19 protein-coding genes are annotated in these 20,617 nt (G+C 72.6%); 10 read left to right on the top strand and 9 right to left on the bottom strand.

The features are described from left to right. The first annotated feature begins 42 nt into the window (after window positions 1-42). The 8 genes from ACFWN3_RS10960 to ACFWN3_RS10995 all read left to right on the top strand — a co-directional run bounded on the left by ACFWN3_RS10960 (window position 43) and on the right by ACFWN3_RS10995 (window position 9,420). Window positions 43-1,047, top strand: coding sequence for a Gfo/Idh/MocA family oxidoreductase (locus ACFWN3_RS10960; protein ID WP_377639485.1), 1,005 nt, complete (start codon window positions 43-45; stop codon window positions 1,045-1,047). 17 nt (window positions 1,048-1,064) lie between these two features. Next, entirely contained in the window at window positions 1,065-1,976 is a 912-nt protein-coding gene (locus ACFWN3_RS10965) for a TIM barrel protein (protein ID WP_377639487.1), read from the top strand. Window positions 1,977-2,068: 92 nt separating this feature from the next. Further along, the gene (iolC, locus tag ACFWN3_RS10970) at window positions 2,069-2,998 is read left to right on the top strand and encodes a 5-dehydro-2-deoxygluconokinase (protein ID WP_377645585.1); all 930 of its coding nucleotides are present in this window, start codon (window positions 2,069-2,071) and stop codon (window positions 2,996-2,998) included. Window positions 2,999-3,003: 5 nt separating this feature from the next. After that, the gene (locus ACFWN3_RS10975; RefSeq protein ID WP_377639489.1) at window positions 3,004-3,897 is read left to right on the top strand and encodes a deoxyribose-phosphate aldolase; all 894 of its coding nucleotides are present in this window, start codon (window positions 3,004-3,006) and stop codon (window positions 3,895-3,897) included. Next, on the top strand, window positions 3,894-4,832 hold the full coding sequence (gene iolB, locus ACFWN3_RS10980; RefSeq protein ID WP_377639490.1) for a 5-deoxy-glucuronate isomerase: 939 nt from the start codon (window positions 3,894-3,896) through the stop codon (window positions 4,830-4,832). The genes ACFWN3_RS10975 and iolB overlap by 4 nt, the downstream gene beginning before the upstream one ends. Continuing rightward, complete coding sequence (gene iolD, locus ACFWN3_RS10985; protein ID WP_377639492.1) at window positions 4,829-6,781, top strand: 3D-(3,5/4)-trihydroxycyclohexane-1,2-dione acylhydrolase (decyclizing); 1,953 nt, start codon at window positions 4,829-4,831, stop codon at window positions 6,779-6,781. The genes iolB and iolD overlap by 4 nt, the downstream gene beginning before the upstream one ends. After that, entirely contained in the window at window positions 6,778-7,818 is a 1,041-nt protein-coding gene (locus tag ACFWN3_RS10990; protein ID WP_377639494.1) for a Gfo/Idh/MocA family protein, read from the top strand. Before iolD ends, ACFWN3_RS10990 begins: the two co-directional genes overlap by 4 nt. 96 nt (window positions 7,819-7,914) lie before the next feature. Next, window positions 7,915-9,420: a CoA-acylating methylmalonate-semialdehyde dehydrogenase gene (locus ACFWN3_RS10995; RefSeq protein WP_377639496.1), complete on the top strand. Its 1,506-nt coding sequence runs from the start codon at window positions 7,915-7,917 to the stop codon at window positions 9,418-9,420. Between the two features lie 60 nt (window positions 9,421-9,480). Here ACFWN3_RS10995 and ACFWN3_RS11000 read toward each other — a convergent pair whose 3' ends face one another. From ACFWN3_RS11000 to ACFWN3_RS11020, 5 genes are all read right to left on the bottom strand, one after another. Then, on the bottom strand, window positions 9,481-9,609 hold the full coding sequence (locus tag ACFWN3_RS11000; RefSeq protein WP_377639498.1) for a hypothetical protein: 129 nt from the start codon (window positions 9,607-9,609) through the stop codon (window positions 9,481-9,483). Window positions 9,610-9,782: 173 nt separating this feature from the next. Next, a complete protein-coding gene (locus ACFWN3_RS11005) occupies window positions 9,783-10,538 on the bottom strand; it encodes a sulfite exporter TauE/SafE family protein (RefSeq protein ID WP_377639500.1) in 756 nt (251 codons plus the stop codon). Between the two features lie 130 nt (window positions 10,539-10,668). After that, entirely contained in the window at window positions 10,669-11,244 is a 576-nt protein-coding gene (locus ACFWN3_RS11010; RefSeq protein WP_377639501.1) for a CAP domain-containing protein, read from the bottom strand. 133 nt (window positions 11,245-11,377) lie between these two features. Next, window positions 11,378-12,676, bottom strand: coding sequence for a fatty acid desaturase family protein (locus ACFWN3_RS11015; RefSeq protein WP_377639503.1), 1,299 nt, complete (start codon window positions 12,674-12,676; stop codon window positions 11,378-11,380). Between the two features lie 45 nt (window positions 12,677-12,721). Further along, window positions 12,722-13,882: a ferredoxin reductase gene (locus ACFWN3_RS11020; protein WP_377639505.1), complete on the bottom strand. Its 1,161-nt coding sequence runs from the start codon at window positions 13,880-13,882 to the stop codon at window positions 12,722-12,724. Window positions 13,883-14,173: 291 nt separating this feature from the next. Between ACFWN3_RS11020 and ACFWN3_RS11025 the strand changes: the two genes are divergently transcribed. Both ACFWN3_RS11025 and ACFWN3_RS11030 read left to right on the top strand, forming a co-directional pair. Continuing rightward, window positions 14,174-14,692 (top strand): RNA polymerase sigma factor, encoded by a 519-nt coding sequence (locus ACFWN3_RS11025; RefSeq protein ID WP_377639506.1) that lies wholly within the window; start codon window positions 14,174-14,176, stop codon window positions 14,690-14,692. After that, window positions 14,679-15,341: a hypothetical protein gene (locus ACFWN3_RS11030; RefSeq protein ID WP_377639508.1), complete on the top strand. Its 663-nt coding sequence runs from the start codon at window positions 14,679-14,681 to the stop codon at window positions 15,339-15,341. The genes ACFWN3_RS11025 and ACFWN3_RS11030 overlap by 14 nt, the downstream gene beginning before the upstream one ends. 34 nt (window positions 15,342-15,375) lie before the next feature. Here ACFWN3_RS11030 and ACFWN3_RS11035 read toward each other — a convergent pair whose 3' ends face one another. From ACFWN3_RS11035 to ACFWN3_RS11050, 4 genes are all read right to left on the bottom strand, one after another. After that, a complete protein-coding gene (locus ACFWN3_RS11035) occupies window positions 15,376-17,055 on the bottom strand; it encodes an ABC transporter ATP-binding protein (RefSeq protein ID WP_377639510.1) in 1,680 nt (559 codons plus the stop codon). Beyond that, window positions 17,055-18,095, bottom strand: a complete 1,041-nt coding sequence (locus tag ACFWN3_RS11040) for an ABC transporter permease (protein ID WP_377639512.1) — start codon at window positions 18,093-18,095, stop codon at window positions 17,055-17,057. Before ACFWN3_RS11040 ends, ACFWN3_RS11035 begins: the two co-directional genes overlap by 1 nt. Window position 18,096: 1 nt before the next feature. Next, window positions 18,097-19,245, bottom strand: a complete 1,149-nt coding sequence (locus ACFWN3_RS11045) for an ABC transporter permease (RefSeq protein ID WP_377639514.1) — start codon at window positions 19,243-19,245, stop codon at window positions 18,097-18,099. Window positions 19,246-19,437: 192 nt separating this feature from the next. Beyond that, complete coding sequence (locus ACFWN3_RS11050; protein ID WP_377639515.1) at window positions 19,438-20,532, bottom strand: BMP family ABC transporter substrate-binding protein; 1,095 nt, start codon at window positions 20,530-20,532, stop codon at window positions 19,438-19,440. Between the last annotated feature and the right edge of the window lie 85 nt (window positions 20,533-20,617).

Below are 20,617 nucleotides of genomic sequence, written 5' to 3' on the forward strand. Positions count from 1 at the left end.
CCGATGCGGGATATGTCAGTATGTCCTGACAAAGGAGGACGCATGCGCATCGGACTGGCCGGCGCGGGACGCATCGGAGCGTTCCACGCCACGACCCTGGCCTCGCTCGACGGTGTCGACGAGGTCGTCGTCGGCGACAGCCGTGCCGATGTGGCGCGCTCCGTCGCCTCGTCCCTGCCCTCCGCGCGTGCGGTCGACGTCGAGGACCTCGTGGGCTCCGGGATCGACGCACTCGTCATCGCGACGTCGACGCCGGGCCACGCGCCCCTCCTGCGTGCTGCCGTGGCTGCCGGCCTGCCGACGTTCTGCGAGAAGCCGGTCGCCGCCACCCTCGCCGAGACGATCGAGGTCGTGCGGGTCGTCGAGGAGTCGGGGGTACCCGTCCACATCGGCTTCCAGCGCCGCTTCGACACCGGGTACCGCCGGGCCCGCGACGCCGTCCGGTCGGGTGAGCTCGGCTTCGTGCACACCCTGCGCGCCAACACCAGCGACCGCCGTCCCCCGGAACCGGGCTACGTGCCGACGTCCGGAGGCATCTTCCGCGACTGCTCGGTGCACGACTGCGACGTCGTGCGGTTCGTGACCGGGCACGAGGTGGTGCGGGTCTTCGCCGTGGGCGGCACCAAGGGCGACGCGTTCTTCCCGGAGGCCGGCGACGTCGACTCGGGGGCGGCGCTGCTCACCCTCGACGACGGCACCATGGCCCTGCTGTCGACGACGCGCTACCACGGCCAGGGTCACGACGTGCGCCTCGAGGTGCTCGGCTCGCTGGGCTCGGTGGCCGTCGGGCTCGACCGGTCCCTGGCCCTGCGCTCTGTCGAGGACGGGGTCGACGTCCCGGCGGGGCCGGTGCACGACTCCTTCATGGACCGCTTCCGCCCGGCGTACCGCGCCGAGCTGACCCACTTCCTCGCCGTGGCCAGCGGTGCGGAGCCCAGCCCGTGCACGGTGCGCGACGCCCTCGAGGCCTTCCGGGTCGCCGAGGCCTGCACCGTCTCGCTCCACGAGGGTCGACCCGTCGACCTCACCGAGATCCCCACGACCTGACGAAGGACGACGAGCAGATGACCACCACCACCGCCCCCCTGCGCGACCGGGTCGCCGGCGCCCCCATCTCCTGGGGCGTGTGCGAGGTGCCCGGCTGGGGCCACCAGCTCGGCCCGGACCTCGTGCTCGCCCAGATGCGCGAGGTCGGCCTCGCGGCCACCGAGTTCGGCCCCGACGGCTTCCTCCCGGACGCGCCCGAGGCCAAGGCGCGCACCCTCGCCGACGCGGGTCTGCGGGCGGTCGGACAGTTCGTGCCGGTCATCCTGCACGACCCGGCCGTCGACCCGCTGCCGGAGGTCGAGGTCGCCATGACCTCCCTCGTCGCCGCCCGGGCGTCCACGGTCGTCATCGCCGCCGCCACCGGGGCGGAGGGCTACGACGAACGACCGGTGCTGGACGACGACCAGTGGGCCACCCTGCTGGCCAACCTCGACCGGATCAGCGACGCCGCGTCCGGCCACGGCCTGCTCGCGACGCTGCACCCGCACGTCGGCACGATGGTCGAGTCGGGGGACGAGACCGACCGCGTCCTTGCCGGCAGCCGCATCGCGCTGTGCCTCGACACCGGCCACCTCCTCATCGGCGGGGGCGACCCGGTGCGCGTCGCCGTCGAGCACCCCGAGCGGGTCGGGCACGTGCACCTCAAGGACGTGCGCCACGACGTCGCCGCCCGCGTGCAGCGCGGAGAGCTGACCTACACGCAGGGCGTCGCGCAGGGGATGTACGTCCCGCTCGGGACGGGCGACGTCGACGTCGCCGCCATCGTCCGCGCCCTCGAGACCCACGGCTACCCCGGGTGGTACGTCCTCGAGCAGGACACCATCCTCACCGGCGCTCCCGCCGACACCGGCGTCGACCCGGTGGCCGACGTGCGCGCCTCGGTCGCGCACATCAGGTCCCTCGCCGACGCGCTGGCGGTGACCCGGTGACCGCACCCGTCCCGCCCGCGGCCCACGAGGCCACCGCGACCCCCGAGGTCGCCAGGACCGCCGGGGGCGCCACGAACCCCGAGGTCGTCGCGATCGGCCGCATCGGCGTCGACGTCTACCCGCTCCAGCACGGGGTGGGGCTCGAGGACGTCAGCACCTTCCAGAAGTTCCTCGGCGGCAGCGCCACCAACGTCGCGGTCGCCGCGGCCCGCCACGGGCACGCGGTGCGGCTCGTGACGAAGGTCGGCGACGACCCCTTCGGCCGGTACGTGCGGCTGGAGGCCGAGCGGCTGGGCGTGGACCCGGACTCGATCTGCGTCCTCGACGGCCCCGGCCCGCCCACGCCGGTCACCTTCTGCGAGGTGTTCCCGCCCGACGACTTCCCCCTGTGGTTCTACCGGTACCCGATCGCGCCCGACCTCCTCCTCGAGGAACGCGACCTGCCCCTCGACGCGATCCGCGGGGCCGGGGTCTTCTGGGCCACGGTGACCGGGCTGTCCCAGGAGCCGTCACGGGCGACGCACCACGTCGCCTGGGCGGCCCGGGGGCGGGCGCGCCACACCGTCCTCGACCTCGACTACCGCCCGATGTTCTGGGCGGACCCCACCGAGGCGTCGGCGGAGGTCGGCCGGGCGCTCGAGCACGTCACCGTCGCCGTGGGCAACCGCGAGGAGTGCGAGGTCGCCGTCGGCGAGACCGACCCGCACCGGGCCGCCGACGCCCTCCTCGAGCGCGGGCTCGAGCTGGCCGTCGTCAAGCAGGGTCCCCGCGGCGTGCTCGCGGCCACCCGCGACGAGCGGGTCGAGGTGGAGCCGTTCCCCGTCGAGGTCGTCAACGGCCTCGGGGCGGGCGACTCCTTCGGCGGTGCCCTCGTGCACGGCCTGCTCTCGGGCTGGGGGCTCGAGCGCACGATCCGCTTCGCCAACGTCGCCGGCGCGATCGTCGCCGGACGGCTCGAGTGCTCGACCGCGATGCCCACGACCTCCGAGGTCGAGGCCGCCCTGGCCGGAGCGGGGAGGTGAGCGCGATGTCGTCCCGCTCCGTCGACACCGCCGCCCTCACCGAGGTGCGCGCCCGCGAGCCCGAGCGCATCGGCGCCCTGTGGGAGGAGCGCGCCCTGCGTCCCCTGTTGCCGACCGACGGTCGGTTGCTGCTCGTCGCGGCCGACCACCCGGCCCGTGCCGCCCTCGGGGTGCGCGACGACGGGATGGCCATGGCCAGCCGGTCCGACCTGCTCGCCCGCCTCGTCACCGCGCTCGAGCGCCCCGGTGTCGACGGTGTCCTCGGGACGCCGGACGTGCTCGACGACCTGTTGCTGCTCGGCGCGCTCGAGGGCAAGGTCGTCATCGGGTCGATGAACCGTGGCGGTCTGCAGGGCTCGGCCTGGGAGCTCGACGACCGCTTCACCGGCTACACCGCGCGCGAGGTGCAGGAGCGCGGCCTGGACGGCGGCAAGATGCTCACCCGCATCGCCCTCGGGGACGCCGGCACCGTCGCGACCCTCGAGGCGTGCGCCGCGGCCGTCACCGAGCTGTCCGCGCTGCGCCGGATGGCGATGGTCGAGCCGTTCTGGTCGGTCGTCGAGGACGGTCGGGTGCGCAACCTCCTCGACCCCGAGTCGATGATCCGCGCGATCCACGTGGCGTCGGCCCTCGGCGCGTCGAGTGCGCACACCTGGCTCAAGCTGCCCGTCGTCGACGACCTCGCCCGCGTCATGGACGCGACGACCCTGCCGACGCTGCTCCTCGGCGGCGACCCCCAGGGGGAGCCCCGTGAGACGTACGCGGCGTGGGGCCGCGCCCTCGGGCTGCCCGCCGTGCGCGGGCTGGTCGTCGGCCGCGCCCTGCTCTACCCGCCCGACGCCGACGTCGCTGCGGCGGTCGACATCGCCGCCGACCTCGTGCACGGTGGCGTGGCATGAGCATCGGAGCGGACAACGCGTCGTGGGTGCGTCGGCGTGGCACGGCGGCCGACGGTGCGTTCGACGTGGCCGTGACGCCCACCGCCACGGCTCCGGTCGACGGTTGGCAGCACACTCGCCTCCGGGTCGCCACCGTCGCGCCCGGCGACGGTGTCGAGCACGACAGCGGTGACGAGGAGACCCTCGTCGTGCCGCTCAGCGGGTCGTTCCGGGTCGAGGTGACCGAGGCCGACGGCGCGGCCCACGACGTCGTCCTCGTCGGGCGCGGCTCGGTCTTCGACGGCCCCACCGACGTCGTCTACGCCGGTCGGGGCTCGCGCCTGCGAGTCTGGTCGCAGGGGTCGGACGACGGTCGAGTCGCCCTGTGCGGCGCCCCTGCCACGAAGGCGACCGAGCCCAAGCCCTTCCGGCACGTGGGCGTCGCCGAGGTGGCCGTCGAGCTGCGCGGCACCGGTCGCGCGAGCCGCGAGGTGCGCGACCTGGGCCTGCCCGACGTCCTGGACGCCGACTCCTTCCTCGTGTGCGAGGTCGTCACGCCCGCGGGCAACTGGTCGAGCTGGCCGCCGCACAAGCACGACGAGGAGCGGCCCGGCGAGGAGACCGAGCTCGAGGAGATCTACTACGTCGAGACGCGCTCCACCGACCCGCGTGGCGCCGATCCCGTCGGCTACCTGCGGGTCTACGGCTCCTCCGCGGACCGCCCCCTCGACGTGCTCGCCGAGGTGCGCACGGGCGACCTCGTCCTCGTGCCGCACGGCTGGCACGGGCCGGCCGTCGCGGCCCCCGACGCCGACCTCTACTACCTCAACGTCATGGCCGGCCCCGGACCCGAGCGGGCCTGGCGGATCTGCGACGACCCGGCCCACGCGTGGGTCCGCGAGTCCTGGGCCGACGACGAGGTCGACCCCCGACTGCCCGTGGGAGGCACCCGATGACCGACACCGTCCGGCTCACCGTCGCGCAGGCGGTCGTGCGCTTCCTCGGCCAGCAGTGGAGTGAGCGCGACGGCGAGCGCCAGCGGCTCGTCGCCGGGTGCCTCGGCATCTTCGGCCACGGCAACGTCGCGGGCATCGGCCAGGCCCTGCTGGAGGACGAGCTGCGCGCCACGCAGGCCGGCGAGGAACCCGCCCTGCCCTACGTGCTCGGGCGGAACGAGCAGGCGATGGTGCACACCGCCGTCGGCTTCGCCAAGCACCGCGACCGGCTCTCGACGTGGGCCGTCACCGCCTCCGTCGGGCCGGGGTCGACGAACATGCTCACCGGCGCCGCGCTCGCGACGGTCAACCGCATCCCCGTGCTCCTCCTGCCCTCGGGCACCTTCGCCACCCGGGTCAGCGCCCCGGTGCTCCAGGAGCTCGAGCTGCCGCACGCCGCCGACGTCTCGGTCAACGACGCCTTCCGGCCCCTCTCGCGCTTCTACGACCAGGTCGACCGCCCCGAGCAGCTGCCCTCCGCGCTGCTCGGCGCCATGCGGGTGCTCGCCGACCCGGTCGAGACCGGCGCCGTGACGATCTCGCTGCCCCAGGACGTCCAGGCCGAGGCGTTCGACTGGCCCGTCGAGCTCTTCGCCGAGCGGGTCTGGCACGTCGCCCGTCCCCCGGCAGAGGTGGCGCGGGTGCAGGCCGTGGCCGATGCCGTGCGGGCCTCGCGGCGCCCCCTCGTCGTCGCGGGTGGTGGCGTCCACTACTCCGGCGCCGAGGACGCGCTCGCCGCGTTCGCCTCGGCCACCGGGATCCCCGTCGCCGAGACCCAGGCCGGCAAGGGCTCCCTCCTCCACGGCCACCCGCAGCTCGTGGGAGCCGTGGGCTCGACCGGCAGCACGGCCGCGAACGTCCTCGCTCGAGAGGCCGATCTCGTCATCGGCGTCGGCACCCGGTGGTCGGATTTCACCACGGCGTCCCGTACGGCGTTCCGCGACAGTGAGGTTCGCTTCGTCAGCCTCAACGTCGCCGGGTTCGACGCGGGCAAGCACAGCGGCCTGTCGCTCGTCGCCGACGCCCGGGAAGGGCTCTCGGCTCTCACCGCCGCGCTCACCGGCCATGAGGTCGACCCGGCGTACGCCGCTCGCGTCGCCACCCTGTGGGGCGAGTGGGACGCGCAGGTCGCCGCCGCCTACGACCCTCCCGCCGACGTCACCGACCGCCTCGCCGACGGGCTGCTGACCCAAGGTGCCGTGCTCGGTGCCGTCAACGAGCTCACCGACCCCCGCGACGTCGTCGTCTGCGCCGCGGGATCCATGCCCGGTGACCTCCACAAGCTGTGGCGGGTGCGCGACCGCAAGGGCTACCACGTCGAGTACGGCTACTCGTGCATGGGCTACGAGATCCCCGGGGCCCTCGGGATCGCCCTCGCCGACGACACCCGCGACGTGTTCGCGATGGTCGGCGACGGCGGCTACCTCATGATGCCGACCGAGCTCGTCGTCGCCGTCCAGGAGCGGGTCAAGGTCGTCGTCGTCCTCGTGCAGAACCACGGCTTCCACTCCATCGGCTCGCTCTCCGAAGGGCTCGGGTCGCAGCGCTTCGGCACGAGCTACGAGTTCCGTGGGCCGAACGGACGCCTCGACGGCGGCCACCTGCCCGTCGACCTCGCGGCCAACGCCCGCAGCCTCGGCGCGCACGTCATCGAGGTGCACGACCGGTCCGGGCTCGCCGAGGCGCTCCTGCGAGCCAAGGCGGCCCCGCGCGACGGCGGTCCCGTCGTCATCCACGTCGAGACCGACCCGCGGGTGCACTCACCGGGCAGCGACTCGTGGTGGGACGTCCCGGTCGCGCAGGTCTCGACCCTCGACAGCACGCAGGCGGCCTCCGCGGCCTACACCGAGGCCAAGAAGCACCAGCAGTCCCACCTCGCCCCGACCCTGCCGAAGGACCTGCGCCCGTGACCCCTCCCCAGCTGCGCGTCGGCGTCATCGGCGTCGGCATCATGGGCACCGACCACGCCGAGCGCCTCGCGCACCGCACGGCGGGGGTCGTGCTCGCGGGGGTGAGCGACCCCGACACCGCGCGCGCCGCAGCGCTCGCCGAGCGGCTCGGCACGACGGTGCACGACGACCCCCTCGCGCTCGTCGCCTCGCCCGACGTCGACGCCGTCGTCATCGCCTCACCGGGCTTCGTCCACGAGGAGCAGGTGCTCGCCTGCCTCGCGCACGGCACTGCGGCCCTGTGCGAGAAGCCGCTGACGATGGACGACGCGTCGGCACTGCGCCTCGTCGAGGCCGAGGCCGCGCTCGGGCGCCGCCTCGTCACGGTGGGCTTCATGCGGCGCTTCGACCCGGAGTACGCGGCGGTCCGGGCCTCCCTCCTCTCCGGCGACCACGGCCGGCTCCTCCTGCTGCACAACACCCACCGCAACCGCTCGGTGCCCCACACCGACTTCCGCTCCGAGATGATCGTGCGCGACAGCCTCGTCCACGAGGTCGACGCGTCACGCTTCCTCTTCGGCGAGGAGGTCGTCGAGGTCACCGTGCTCTCCCCTGCACCGACCTCGCACGCGGGCGAGGGGGTCGTCGACCCCCAGGTCGCCCTCTTCCGGATGGCCGGTGGGGGCCTGGTCACCAACGAGGTCTTCGTCAACAGCCAGGTCGGCTACGAGGTGCGCTTCGAGGCCGTCGCCGAGCGGGGGTCGCTGACCGCCGGCCTCGGGTCGACCGGGGTGCTCGCCACGTCGGTCACCGCCGGAGGGGGCCGCTGGGGCGGCGTCGTGCCCGACGACTACCGCACCCGGTTCGCCCGGGCGTACGACCTCGAGGTGCAGGCCTGGGCCGATGCCGTGCGCTCCGGCACCACGGTCGGCCCCTCGGCCTGGGACGGCTACGCCGCCACGGCCGTCAGCACGGCGGGCATGGCCTCGCTCTCGACGGGCCGCCCCGTCCAGGTGGACCTGGCGCCACGTCCGGTGCTCTATGACGAGCACCACTGATCACACGGTGCATCTGGCACCGGACCACGCATTCCACAACCGTCAGGTGCTCTGACACACTGAATCCACCACTTCGCACGACAAGGACCGATAGCCGTGAGCACGACCCCCAGCCGCATCACCCACCTCCTGGCCGGCGCCCCGTGGGAGGGCACCGCCGAGCGGACCAGCCCCGTCTTCAACCCGGCCACGGGCGAGCAGACCGGAGTCCTCGACCTCGCCTCGACCGAGCTCGTCGGGGAGGTCGTCGCCACGGCCAAGGAGGCGTGGGCCTCCGAGTGGGGCAACGTCTCGCTCACCAAGCGCACCCAGGTCCTCTTCGCGTTCCGCCAGCTGCTCAACGAGCGCAAGGAGGACATCGCCGCCCTCATCACGGCCGAGCACGGCAAGGTCCTCTCCGACGCCCTCGGCGAGGTGACCCGCGGCCTCGAGGTCGCCGAGTTCGCCTGCGGCATCCCGCACCTGCTCAAGGGCGGCTTCACCGAGAACGCCTCGACGAAGGTCGACGTGTACTCGATGCGCCAGAGCCTGGGCGTCGTCGCGGTCATCAGCCCGTTCAACTTCCCGGCGATGGTGCCGCTGTGGTTCGTGCCCGTCGCGATCGCGTGCGGCAACGCCGTCGTCATCAAGCCGAGCGAGAAGGACCCGTCGGCCGTCAACGCCGTCGCGGCCCTGTGGAAGGAGGCCGGCCTGCCCGACGGCGTCCTGTCCGTCGTCCACGGGGACAAGGAGGCGGTCGACGCCCTCCTCACCCACCCCGACGTCAAGGCCGTGTCCTTCGTCGGCTCCACCCCGATCGCCCGCTACGTCTACGAGACCGGCACGGCGCACGGCAAGCGCGTCCAGGCCCTCGGCGGCGCGAAGAACCACATGCTCGTCCTGCCCGACGCCGACCTCGACCTCGCCGCCGACGCCGCCGTCAACGCCGGGTTCGGCTCGGCCGGCGAGCGCTGCATGGCGATCTCGGCCCTGCTCGCCGTCGACACCATCGCCGACGACCTCGTGGCCAAGATCCAGGACCGGGTCGGCAAGCTCGTCACCGGCGACGGCACCCGAGGCTGCGACATGGGGCCGCTCGTCACCGCTCAGCACCGCGACAAGGTCACGTCCTACCTCGACGCCGGCACCGAGGCGGGCGCGACGCTCGTCATCGACGGCCGCGAGGGCGACGTCGACGCCGACGGCGAGGGCTACTTCCTCAAGCCGACGCTGTTCGACAACGTCACCCCCGAGATGTCGGTCTACACCGACGAGATCTTCGGCCCGGTGCTCTCGGTCGTGCGGGTCAGGACCTACGACGAGGGCCTCAAGCTCATCAACGACAACCCCTACGGCAACGGCACCGCGATCTTCACCAACGACGGCGGGGCGGCCCGCCGCTTCCAGAACGAGGTCGAGGTCGGGATGGTCGGCGTCAACGTGCCGATCCCCGTCCCGATGGCGTACTACAGCTTCGGGGGGTGGAAGAACAGCCTCTTCGGCGACAGCCACGCCCACGGCATGGAGGGCGTGCACTTCTTCACCCGCGGCAAGGTCGTCACCTCGCGCTGGCTCGACCCCAGCCACGGTGGCATCGAGCTCGGCTTCCCCCAGAACGCCTGACCGACCGACTGCCCCGTCCGTCGGCGATCCGGCGGCGGACGGGGCGGATCGGGATCGGTCCTACTTCTTGCCGATCTGCCCGATGTCGAGGTGGTTCTTCGCGTCGGCCTTTGCGTGCTTGTCGGCCCGCTTCTCCTTGAGGGTCTTGCCGGCCTTCTTGCTGTTCTGCCGCGGTGACTTGTCGGACATGGCTGTCTCCCAGCGCTCGGAAGCCTGAGCGACTCCGTGGGTCGACACTACGCCTCCTTCGCCAGGATGCGTCCGGCCAGTCACGGCCGGTCGGGTCCGTCGCGCACGACGCCCCGGTCGGTGTCGAGGACGTGGTCCGCTTCCGCGGTCGGCTCGGGCCGTGACCGAGAGGGTCAGCCGAGGAGGAGCGCGGCGGCCGCGACGGCGGAGGCGAGGAGGACCGCGACGTCGAAGGCGCGCTGGCTGATCCGCGTCACGAGCGCGTACCCGAGCAGCGCCCCGACGAGGACCGCCGGCGCAAGGACCGCGGCGCGCCCGACGTCCTGTGGGTGCAGCAGCCCGAGGCCGACGGAGAAGGGCACCTTGCACAGGTTGACGATGAGGAAGAACCACGCGCTCGTGCCGACGAACCGGCGCTTGTCGATGCCGGAGGCCGAGAGGTAGAGCGTCATGACCGGTCCGGCCGCGTTGGCCGTCATCGTCGTGAAGCCCATCGCCGAGCCGGCGCCCCACGCCCGCGCGCGGCGGCCGCCGGATGTCGTGCCCTCCTCGGACCTCCCCCGCGCCTTGACCCAGAGCTGGAGGACGAGGAGGACGAGGAGGACGGCACCGATGGCGCGCCGCAGGACGTCGTCGGAGACCACCCGCAGGAACAGCGTCCCGAGCAGGAGCCCGGGGACGACGGCGGGCAGCAGCCGACGGATGAGCGCCCAGTCGGGGTCACGGCGGTAGTGCCAGCAGGCGATGACGTCCCCGACGATGAGCACCATGAGGATCGCGGCGGTCGACTGGCGGGCCGGCAGCACCGACGCGAAGATCGCGACGCTGACGACGCCGAGGCCCCCGAGGGCGGTCTTGGAGAACCCGATGACGGCCGCGCCGAGGGCGAGGAGCGCGACGAGTGCCGGGTCGGCCGGGAGCACTCCCACGTGGTGTCCTCCCCGGCGACGCGACGGATGTCAGGACAGGAACGCTAGCCCGGGCGACCCGCCCCGCACGCCGCCGCCCACCCCTCGGGTCGTCCTCTCCGCGGTGCCGCCGACCACCCGAGGGCGTGGCTCAGCGGGAGCCGAAGTCCTGGGTCCAGTAGATGCCGTAGGGACCGCCGCGCCCGACGCCGACGCCGAGGGCGCGGTTCGAGCAGGCGAGGATGTTCGCCTTGTGCCCCGTGCTCTTCATCCACGCGGTCATGACGGCGGCCGCCGTCTGCTGGCCGGCCGCGATGTTCTCGGCGGAACCGTAGGCGTAGCCCTGGGCCTTGATGCGGTCCCACGGCGACCGGCCGTCGAGGGAGTCGTGGCTGAAGTACCGCTTGTTCGCCATGTCCTGGCTGTGCAGGCGCGCGGCCGTGGCCAGCCGCGGCTCCCAGCGGACCGCCGGGCAGCCGACCTTCGCGCGCTCGACGTTGACGAGGCGCAGCACCTCCGCGGAGGCGGCGTCGATGACGGTGACGCGGCCCGTCGAGCTCGCGACGGGGCTAAGCGAACGGGTCGCGACGCCGGCCGTCGCGGCGGAGGCCGGCGCGACGGCGGTCGGGACCACGGTGGCGGCGAGCACGGCGGCCGCGGCGGTCGTCATCGCCCGGCGGGCGGCGGGACGCCCGGAGCGGCGGGCGCGGGGCGGGGTGGACGTCATCAGGGAACCTCGAGACGGGACGAGAAGACCGGCGGCAACCCCTGCGCTGCCCCCACGGTAGGCGACGGCGCCGCCCTCCGGGTGCGGTTCGGGAGGGCGGCGCCGTTCGGTGGAGCCGGTGGGACCGGTCGGCTCAGAAGCGGCCGAGCGACTTCTTCCGCCACGACTTCTTCAGCGCGAGCCTGATGATGTCGCGGCGGCGACGGCCCTCGACCTTGTTCGGCAGCGAGAGCTCGACGACCTTCCAGTACACCGAGCCGACCTGCCGGGGGAGGCTGCCCGTGACGTAGGGCAGGTCGTGGCGCTCCATGAGGTCGCGGATGCGCGGGGCGATCTCGGCGTACCGGTTGCTCGGCATGTCCGGGAAGAGGTGGTGCTCGATCTGGTGGCTGAGGTTGCCGCTCATGACGTGCATGGCCTTCGAGCCGCTGATGTTGCCCGACCCGAGCATCTGGCGCAGGTACCACTCGCCACGGGTCTCGCCGTCGATCGAGGTCTTCTCGAAGGTCGCGATCCCCTTGGGGAAGTGCCCGCAGATGATGATCGTGTTGGTCCACAGGTTGCGGGCCAGGTTGGCGACGACGTTCGCGGTCAGGGTCGTGCGGGCCGAGCCCGTGGGCGCCGAGAGCAGCGGGTGGACGAGGTAGTCCTTGGTGGCCTGGCGCTTGATCTTCGCCACGACCTCCCTGGCGTCGCTGCGGAACTTCGCCTTCTCCCTCTCGCTCATCCGGTTCTTCTTCGCGAGGTAGCCGCCGAGCTCGAGGTCGTAGGCCGCGATGGAGTACTCGAAGAGCAGGGCGTTGCCCACGTGCCAGATCGGCTGGAAGAGGAAGAACGGGCTCCACCGCTGGTCCTCGTCGACGCGCAGGATGCCGTAGCCGAGGTCGTTGTCGCGGCCGAGGACGTTGGTGAAGGTGTGGTGGATCTCGTTGTGGCTGTGCTTCCACTGCGAGGACGGCGAGGCGTTGTCCCACTCCCACGCGGTGGAGTGGATCTTCGGGTCGCGCATCCAGTCCCACTGGCCGTGCATGACGTTGTGGCCGATCTCCATGTTCTCGAGGATCTTGGAGACCGACAGTCCGGCCGTGCCGATCCACCAGGCCGGGCGGAAGCCCTTGACCTTGACGCCAGAGAAGAGCAGGACCGCGCGCGAGCCCATCTCGAGGTAGCGCTGGGTCCTGATGACCTTGCGGATGTAGGCCGCGTCCTTGGCGCCGCGGCTGTCCATGACCTCCTTGCGGAGGGCGTCGAGCTCGTGGCCGATGCCCTCGATCTGCTCGGGGGTCAGGTGGGCCGCGGGGTTGGGGCGACCGGACTTCTTCAGCGCGGGGCGCTGGGGGCGCGGGGCGTCGGACTCGACGCGCAGGCGCGGGTTGATGCCGTTCGGCTTGGTGGTGCCGTGGCTGGGGGTGCGCTCGGGGGCGAGGGTCATGGGGTGTCCTTCCGGTGGTGGTCGGTCGGTCTGCGGTTCAGGGGGTTACAGCTCGATCTCGCAGGAACCGGCGACGGCGTTGACGCAGGTCTGGACGGGCAGGGTCGCGTCGTCCTCGACGACGGTGACCTCTCCGGTGCGCAGGTCGCGGATGGCTCCGCTGCGCATCGTGACGACGCAGCCGAAGCAGATGCCCATCCGGCACCCGCTCGGCATGAGGACTCCGGCGTCCTCGCCGGCGTCGAGGATCGGGGTGCTGCCGTCGGCCTCGACGTCGCGCCCGCTGCGCAGGAAGGTGACGGTGCCACCCTCCCCCGGCTCGACGACGGTGGGACGGAAGCGCTCGGTGTGGAGGCGGTCGGCGACGCCGGCGGCCTCCCAGTGGGCCTCGGCGGCGTCGAGCAGGCCGGTGGGTCCGCACAGCCAGGTCTCGCGCTCGCGCCAGTCGGGCACGAGGGAGTCGAGGCGCTCGAGGTGGAGCACGCCGTGCTCGTCGTCGAGGTTGAGGGTCAGGGCGAGGCGACCCTGGGCGGCGTGGCTGCGCAGCTCGTCGCCGAAGATGACGTCGGCCGCGGTGGGCGCGCAGTGCAGGTGCGCGACGTCCTCGAGCTCGCCGAGGTGGTTGCGCAGCATGCCCATGACGGGCGTGATGCCGCTGCCCGCGGTGAGGAAGAGGACCTTGGCGGGGGCGGGCGTCGGCAGGGTGAACTCGCCGGTGGCCTGGTCGAGCATGACGAGGGTCCCGGGGGCGGTCGCCCGCACGAGGTGGGTGCTCACCTTGCCGTCGGGGATCGCCTTGGTCGTGATGGCGATGCAGCCGGCGGGGATGCCCGCGGCGGGCGACCCGTCGGCGCGGTGGGTGAGGCTGTAGGCGCGCCAGTGGCGCACGCCCTCGATGTCGATGCCGATCCGGATGTACTGGCCGGGCACGTGACCCAGCCAGCCGCGGCCGGGGCGGATGACGACGGTGACCGCGTCGGCGGTCTCGGGGCGGACCTCGACGATGCGGCCGCGCAGGTCGGCGCCGGCGCGCATCGGGTCGAGGAGGTCGAGGTAGTCGGCGGGCACGAGTGGGGAGGCGAGGGCCTCGGCGACCCGGCGGGCTCCCCGCAGGACGCCACCGAGGGGTCCCGGGGCGTTCGCGCCGAGCCGCGCCCGCGGTGCGCCGGGCGCCGTGGTCGGTCGGTCGATGGAAGGTGCGCTCACATACGCGAGCGTAACCTACGTTCGCGTAACCTACGAAACCGTAACCACGTGTTCCGCCCCACGTGCCGTCCCTCCTGCCCCAGGCGGGAACGCTGTGGTTCGGGGGGCGTCGGGGGTCGGATGCTGTCGGCGCGGGGCTCCATCGGGGGATGGCGCCGGCGCGCCGCGGGCTGCGAGGCTGGGTCGGCCCGCACTCTCGAGGTCAGGGAGCCGCCGGATGTCACCGGACGGGTCCGTCGGGGCTGTGTCCTGATGACGCCGCACCCCGCGGCGGTACGCGCAGGAGGTGCCATGGGTCGCTCGCCCCGCCCGCCTCGTCCGCCCCGCGCGGTCGACGAGGGGTTCACGGCGCTCTACGACGTCGAGTACCCCCGGATCGCCCGCACCGCCTACCTCGTCCTCCACGACGCCGCCCGCGCCGAGGAGGTGGCCCAGGAGGCGTTCGTGCGCCTCTACCTCCGGTGGGGGACGGTCGGCGGCTACGACCGCCCGGGTGCCTGGGTCCGGCGGGTCGCCATCCGGCTCGCGGTCCGCGAGGCCCAGCGCGAGGAGCGCCGGCCCCGCCTCGAGCGCCGCACCTCGCCGCCCCCCACGACGCCGGAGCGCGACGTCGACGTGCTGCGGGCCGTGGGCGAGCTCCCCGCGCGGCAGCGGGCCGTCGTCGTCCTCTTCTACTTCGAGGACCTGCCCGTGGCCGAGGTCGCCCACGCCCTGGCGATGAGCGAGTCCGCGGTCAAGACCAGCCTGCACCGGGCCCGCGCGACCCTGGCGACCCGGCTCGACGAGGAGGTCAGCGATGTCCGTCGATGAGCGAGTGCGCACCGCCCTCGAGGAGGGCGCGCGCGGCTTCGATCCCGACACCGCCCACGCGCTCGCCGGTGTCGTCACGACGGCCCGGCGTCGCCGCAGCACCCGGCGGCTGGCCGTCGCCGGGGTCGCGGTCGCCGCCCTCGTGGCCACCGGCATCGGGGTCGGCCTCGACCGCGGGGTCACCTCCACCGCGCCCGCGGCTCCGGTCCCGACGCTGCACGGCAACGACCGGCTCGCGGCCGACTCGCGGCTCGCGGCGGTGCTCGTCGGCTCCTGGTCGACCCCCGTCCTTCGTGAGTCGGACGTCCTGGCCACGCTCGGTCGCACCGGGATGTCGCAGCACCGGGCCGTCGTCCTCGGCGACCTCTCGCTCCCCGACCGCGTCGTCATCACCTTCGACGACAGGCGCTACCGGACCACCCTCGGCACGGAGGAGGCCGACCTCGGCTCGTGGCACGTCAAGGACGGCCGCCTCGTGCTGGTGCCCTCGTGCGCGCTGTGCCGGATCGTCTTCGCGCCCACCCTGGAGGGGGGAACGCTGCGGCTCACGCTCCTCGAGGACCCCTCACCGGACTACCTGGGGATCCCCGACGCCGCGTTCGGCGTCGTCGTCTACACCGCGCTGCCCTTCGCGCGGACCTCGCCCTGACGAGCGTCCTCCACCCCCTCGGGGGCGGAGGGAGCTAGTGGTCGCCCGCCATGAGCCGGCCGATCTCGGTGCGGTCGGCGCCACGCCCCGGCATCTCGGCGACGACCTTCCCGCCGTGGACGACGGCGATCCGGTCGGACAGCGAGAGGATCTCGTCGAGCTCGGCCGACACGAGGAGCACGGCGGCCCCGGCGTCGCGGGCCTCGACGATCCGGCGGTGGATGAACTCGATCGACCCGACGTCGACGCCGCGGGTGGGCTGCGCCGCCATGAGCAGGCGCGGCTTGAACGACATCTCGCGGGCGACGACGACCTTCTGCTTGTTGCCGCCCGACAGCGACCCCGCCGTCTGCCCCACCCCGGCGGAGCGGATGTCGAACTCGGTGCGCAGCTGCTCGGCGTTCTCGCGCACCTTGTCGAACTGGCGCACCCCGGCCTTGGCGTAGGGCGGCTGGTCGAACTCGTTGAGGACGAGGTTGTCGGCGATCGAGTACGACGCGACGAGGCCGTGCTTCTCTCGGTCCTCGGGCACGTGGCCGATCCCGGCGTGGTGCGTCTGGTGCGGGTTGGCCCGGGTGAGGTCGAGGTCGCCGAGGGTCATCGACCCCGACACGACCTTGCGCATCCCGGCGAGCGCCTCGACGAGCTCGCGCTGGCCGTTGCCCTCGACCCCGGCGACTCCGACGATCTCGCCGGCGCGCACCTCGACGCTGAAGCCGTCGACGGCGGTGAGGTTGCGGTCGTCCTTGACGTGGAGGTCGGTGACCCTGAGCACGGTCTCGCCGGGTGTCGCGTCGGCCTTGTCGATCGACAGCACGACCTCGCGCCCGACCATCAGCGTCGCGAGGCCCCGGGCGTCGGTGTCCTTCGTCGCGACCTCCCCGACGACCGCGCCCTGGCGCAGCACGAACACGCGGTCGGCGACGGCGAGCACCTCGCGCAGCTTGTGCGTGATGAAGACGATGGAGGTGCCCGAGTTGGCGAGCTCCTTCATCACGGCGAGGAGCTCGTCGGTCTCCTGCGGCGTCAGCACCGCGGTCGGCTCGTCGAGGATGAGGAGGTCGACCTTGCGGGAGAGCGCCTTGAGGATCTCGACCCGCTGCTGGGTGCCGACCGGGAGGTCCTCGATCTCGGCGTCGGGGTCGACCGCCAGGCGGTGCTTGGCCGACAGGGTCCGCACCAGCTCGCGGGCCGAGGCGATGTCGAGGACCTGCCCGCCCTTGACCGGCTCGTGCCCGAGGACCATGTTCTCGGCGACGGTCATGACCGGCACGAGCTGGAAGTGCTGGTGCACCATGCCGATGCCGCGCGCGATGGCGTCGCGCGGGTCCTTGATGGCCGTGGTGTCGCCCTTGATCGACACGGTGCCGGAGTCGGGCGTGATGAGGCCGAAGATCTGGTTGACGAGGGTCGACTTGCCGGCGCCGTTCTCGCCGAGGAGCGCGACGATCTCGCCGCGCCGCACGTCGAGGCTGATGTCACGGTTGGCCTTCACCGGGCCGAAGCTCTTCGACAGGTTCTTGATGTCGAGCAGGACCTCGCCGACGTTGCCCTCGCCGAAGCCGGAGACCTCCTTCGGCAGCTCGAGGATCGCCTCGTTGGTGACGACCGCGGCGAGGCGCTCCTCGCTCGTGTCGAGGTGCGCGGCGACGGCACCCTCGGGGTCCTGGTGGACGTCCGGGACGGCCGGCCCGTCGGGGGTCTGGCTGCTCATCACTGGTCCTTCTTCACGTAGGGCTGGCCGACCGCGGCGGGTGCTCGAACCCGTCCGGCGGCGACCGCGAGGACGACGAGGGTCGCGACGTAGGGCAGCGTGCCGAGGATCTGGGGGGCGGTGATCATGTCGAGCAGGCCGTGGAGGACACCGGTGCCCTCGCCCTGGCCCAGGCCCGACTGCTGCAGCTGCGAGGCCACGGCATTGACGAAGCCGAAGAAGATCGCCATCGCGAAGGCCCGCAGCGGCCGCCAGGCGCCCATGATCATGATCGCGAGGGCGAGGAACCCGCGCCCGGCGACGATGCCGCGCTCGAACGAGCTCGACGCGTCCATCGACAGGTAGATGCCCGCGAGCCCGGCGAGCGACCCGGCGATGGTGACGTTGACCATCCGGAGCCGCTCGACGTTGATCCCGGCCGTGTCCGCCGCCGACGGGTACTCGCCGACCGCACGGGTCCGCAGGCCCCACCGGGTGTGGAAGAGCATGAGGTGCACGACGACCGCCGCGATGATCGCGATGAGCGCGATGACGCTGCGGCCGCTGAAGAACACCTCGCCGATGAGCGGGATCCTCGACAGCAGGGGCACCTCGATGTTGGGGATGACCCCGGGGAGGATCTCGCCCGACTTGAGGTAGAAGGACGTCAGGCCGGTGGCGATGATGTTGAGGACGACGCCGGCGATGATCTGGTCCATCCGCCAGCGGACGGTCGTCACGGCGAGGAAGCCTCCGGCGATGAGGCCGGTGCCGACCCCGGCGAGGACGCCGACGATCATCGACCCGCTGAACGCCGCGGCGAAGAAGCCGGCGAACGCGGCGAGGATCATCTGGCCCTCGATGCCGATGTTGACGACGCCGGACCGCTCGCCGATGACGCCGACGAGGGCGGCGAGGACGAGGGGGATGGCGTAGCCCCAGGCGGCCCCGTACATCGAGGGGGCGATGTCGTTCTTGGCGTAGAAGAAGACGTAGGCGGCGACGGCGACGATGCCGGCGACGACGAGCGTCGTGCGGTTCTTGGTGACCCAGGCGCTCACGTCAGCTCCCCCAGCTCGCGGTGGACACGGAGACCTTGTCGGCCCGGCTGCGGAACAGCCACTTCCCGAGGACGGGGATCGAGACCATGAGCAGGATGATCGCGAGGAGGACGTCGACGATCTCGGGGGCGATGCCGGTGTTGAACTGCAGGCCCGCCGCCCCGGTGCGCAGGATGCCGACGAGGAAGGCGGCCGGGATCGTCGCGAGCGGGTTCGCCCGGGCGAGCAGCGCGATGGTGATGCCGTCGAACCCGAGGGAGCCGACGATGGCCGGCTCGAAGCGGTAGAGCGTGCCCTCGGCCTCGAGGGCCCCGCCGAGGCCGGCGAGGCCGGCACCGAGCGCCATCGAGAGCACGACGATGCGGTTGATGCCGATGCCGGCGTAGTCGGCGGCGGCCTTGTTGGCCCCGACGGTGTTGAACTTGAAGCCCAGGGTGGTGCGCGAGAGCATCCACCAGCACACGACGGCCAGGACGAGGGCGATGAGGAAGCCGATGGGGACGCCGGCGAGCGAACCGACCTGCGCCGCCTCGGGGATCGTCTCGGTCTGCGGGATGCCGCTCGTCTTCGACGCCTCGGCCTGGAGGGGCCCGCCCTCGATGACGGCCCAGAACGCCACGCCGGCCACGATGTAGTTGAGCATGATCGTCGAGATCACCTCGTGCACGCCGCGCCAGGCCTTGAGCACGCCGACGACGACGCCCACGAGCCCACCGGCGACGATGCCGACGACCATGCCGAGGAGGGCGCCGACGATGCCGGCCCCACCCGCGACGTACGCCACCCAGGCGCCCATGATGGCGCCGGTCGCGAACTGTCCCTGGCCGCCGATGTTGAACAGGCCGACGCGCAGCGGGAGCACGACGGCCAGGCCGGTGAGGATGAGCGGCGCCGTCTTCTGCAGCGTGCGGGTGAGGGCGCCGTCGACGACGAGCGCCTCGCGCAGCAGCGTCTCGTAGGCGAACCCGGGGTTCACCCCCTGGTAGCGGATGAGCGCGGCACCGATGGCCAGCGAGATGACGAGCGCGACGACGATGACGACGGCGCTCTGGTGACCGATGAGGTAGGCCAGCGCCCCGCCCCGGTCGCGCTCCGGCTGGTCCGGGGGCGTCGGGGGCGGTGTCTTCTCGGCCGTGCTGGTCTCGGACATGGGTCTCCAATGGCTCGGGTGCCCACAGTCTGGCCCGACAGCGGCGGTGGGCGGTAGGGGGGTGGTGGCCCGGGTGTCGGGCCGGCCACCGCGGATGGCGCGACGGCCGGGTCCACGCCCGAGGGGGCGGGCATCCGGGGATGCCCGCCCCCTCGAGACGGGGTGGTCACACGAGGTGACCGGTCACGGTCGTCAGCCCACCTTGACGCCGGTCTGCAGCGTGCCGGCCTCCATCTGGGACACGATGTCGGCGACCTTGGTCTTCACGTCGGCCGGGACGACCGAGTCGAAGTCGTGGAACGGCGCGATGCTCGCCTTGCCGAGCGTCTGGAGCTCGGCGAAGTCGCCGTCCTTGGCCTTGAGCGCGGTCTCGGTGACGCCGTCGGTGATGAGCTTCATCGCCGAGGTGACGAGGCAGGGCTGCGCGGCCGGGACGGTGTCCCACTGGTCGAGGTCGACGCCGATGCAGAACTTGTCCTTGCCCGCACCGGAGGCCTTGGCGACCTCCTGGAGCGCACCGTTGCCGGTGTTGCCGCCGGCGCCGAAGATGATGTCGGCACCCTGGGCGAGCTGCTTCTTGGCCTCGCCGGCACCCCACACCGGGTCGTTGAACGCGTTGTCGCCGGCGGGGTGGTAGACGGTGCTGACGGTGACGGCCGGGTTGGCGGCCTTGGCGCCCGCCTCGAAGCCCTTGGCGTACTTCTGGACCGGGGGGATCTCGAGGCCGAGGACCTGGCCGAGCTTGTTCGTCTTGGTCATCAGGCCCGCGAGGTAGCCGGCGCCGTAGCCCGCCTGGTCCTCGGGGAAGACGAGGCCGGTGACGTTCTTCTCGGTGACCTTGGTGGCGTCGTAGCCCTGGTCGACCCCGATGAAGCGCGTGGTGGGCGTCGTCTTGGCCGCGGCCGCGGTGGCCTCGGTCATGAGGAAGCCGACCGTCACGACGACGTCGTACTTCTTGTTGGTGAACTGCGCCATGTTGGCGGCGTAGTCCTTGGCGTCCTGGGTCTCGATGTACTTGTAGAAGCCCTTGGCCTGCGCGGCGGCGGCCTTCGCGCCCTCGTGGGCCGACTGGTTGAACGACTTGTCGTCCACCTTGCCGGTGTCGGTGACGAGGCCGATGCAGAACACGGCGGCGTCGGCACACTTGCTGTCGTCGGTCGGGGCGCCGGCAGCGGCCGAGCCGGAGGCGGTGGCGCCACCGCCGGAGCCGCCGGTGCTACCGCCACAGCCGGCCAGGGCCAGGGCCAGCATGGCCGGCACGGCGACCATCAAACGGGTGGACTTCATGAAGGTTCTCCTCGAAGATCGGGTCAGACGTGCAGATGCTATGGCCACATCCGGGCCGCACGGCCGAGGGGTCGAGTGTCGTTGC

It is taken from the genome of Oryzobacter terrae, assembly GCF_042756445.1.
GTDB lineage: Bacteria > Actinomycetota > Actinomycetes > Actinomycetales > Dermatophilaceae > Oryzobacter > Oryzobacter terrae.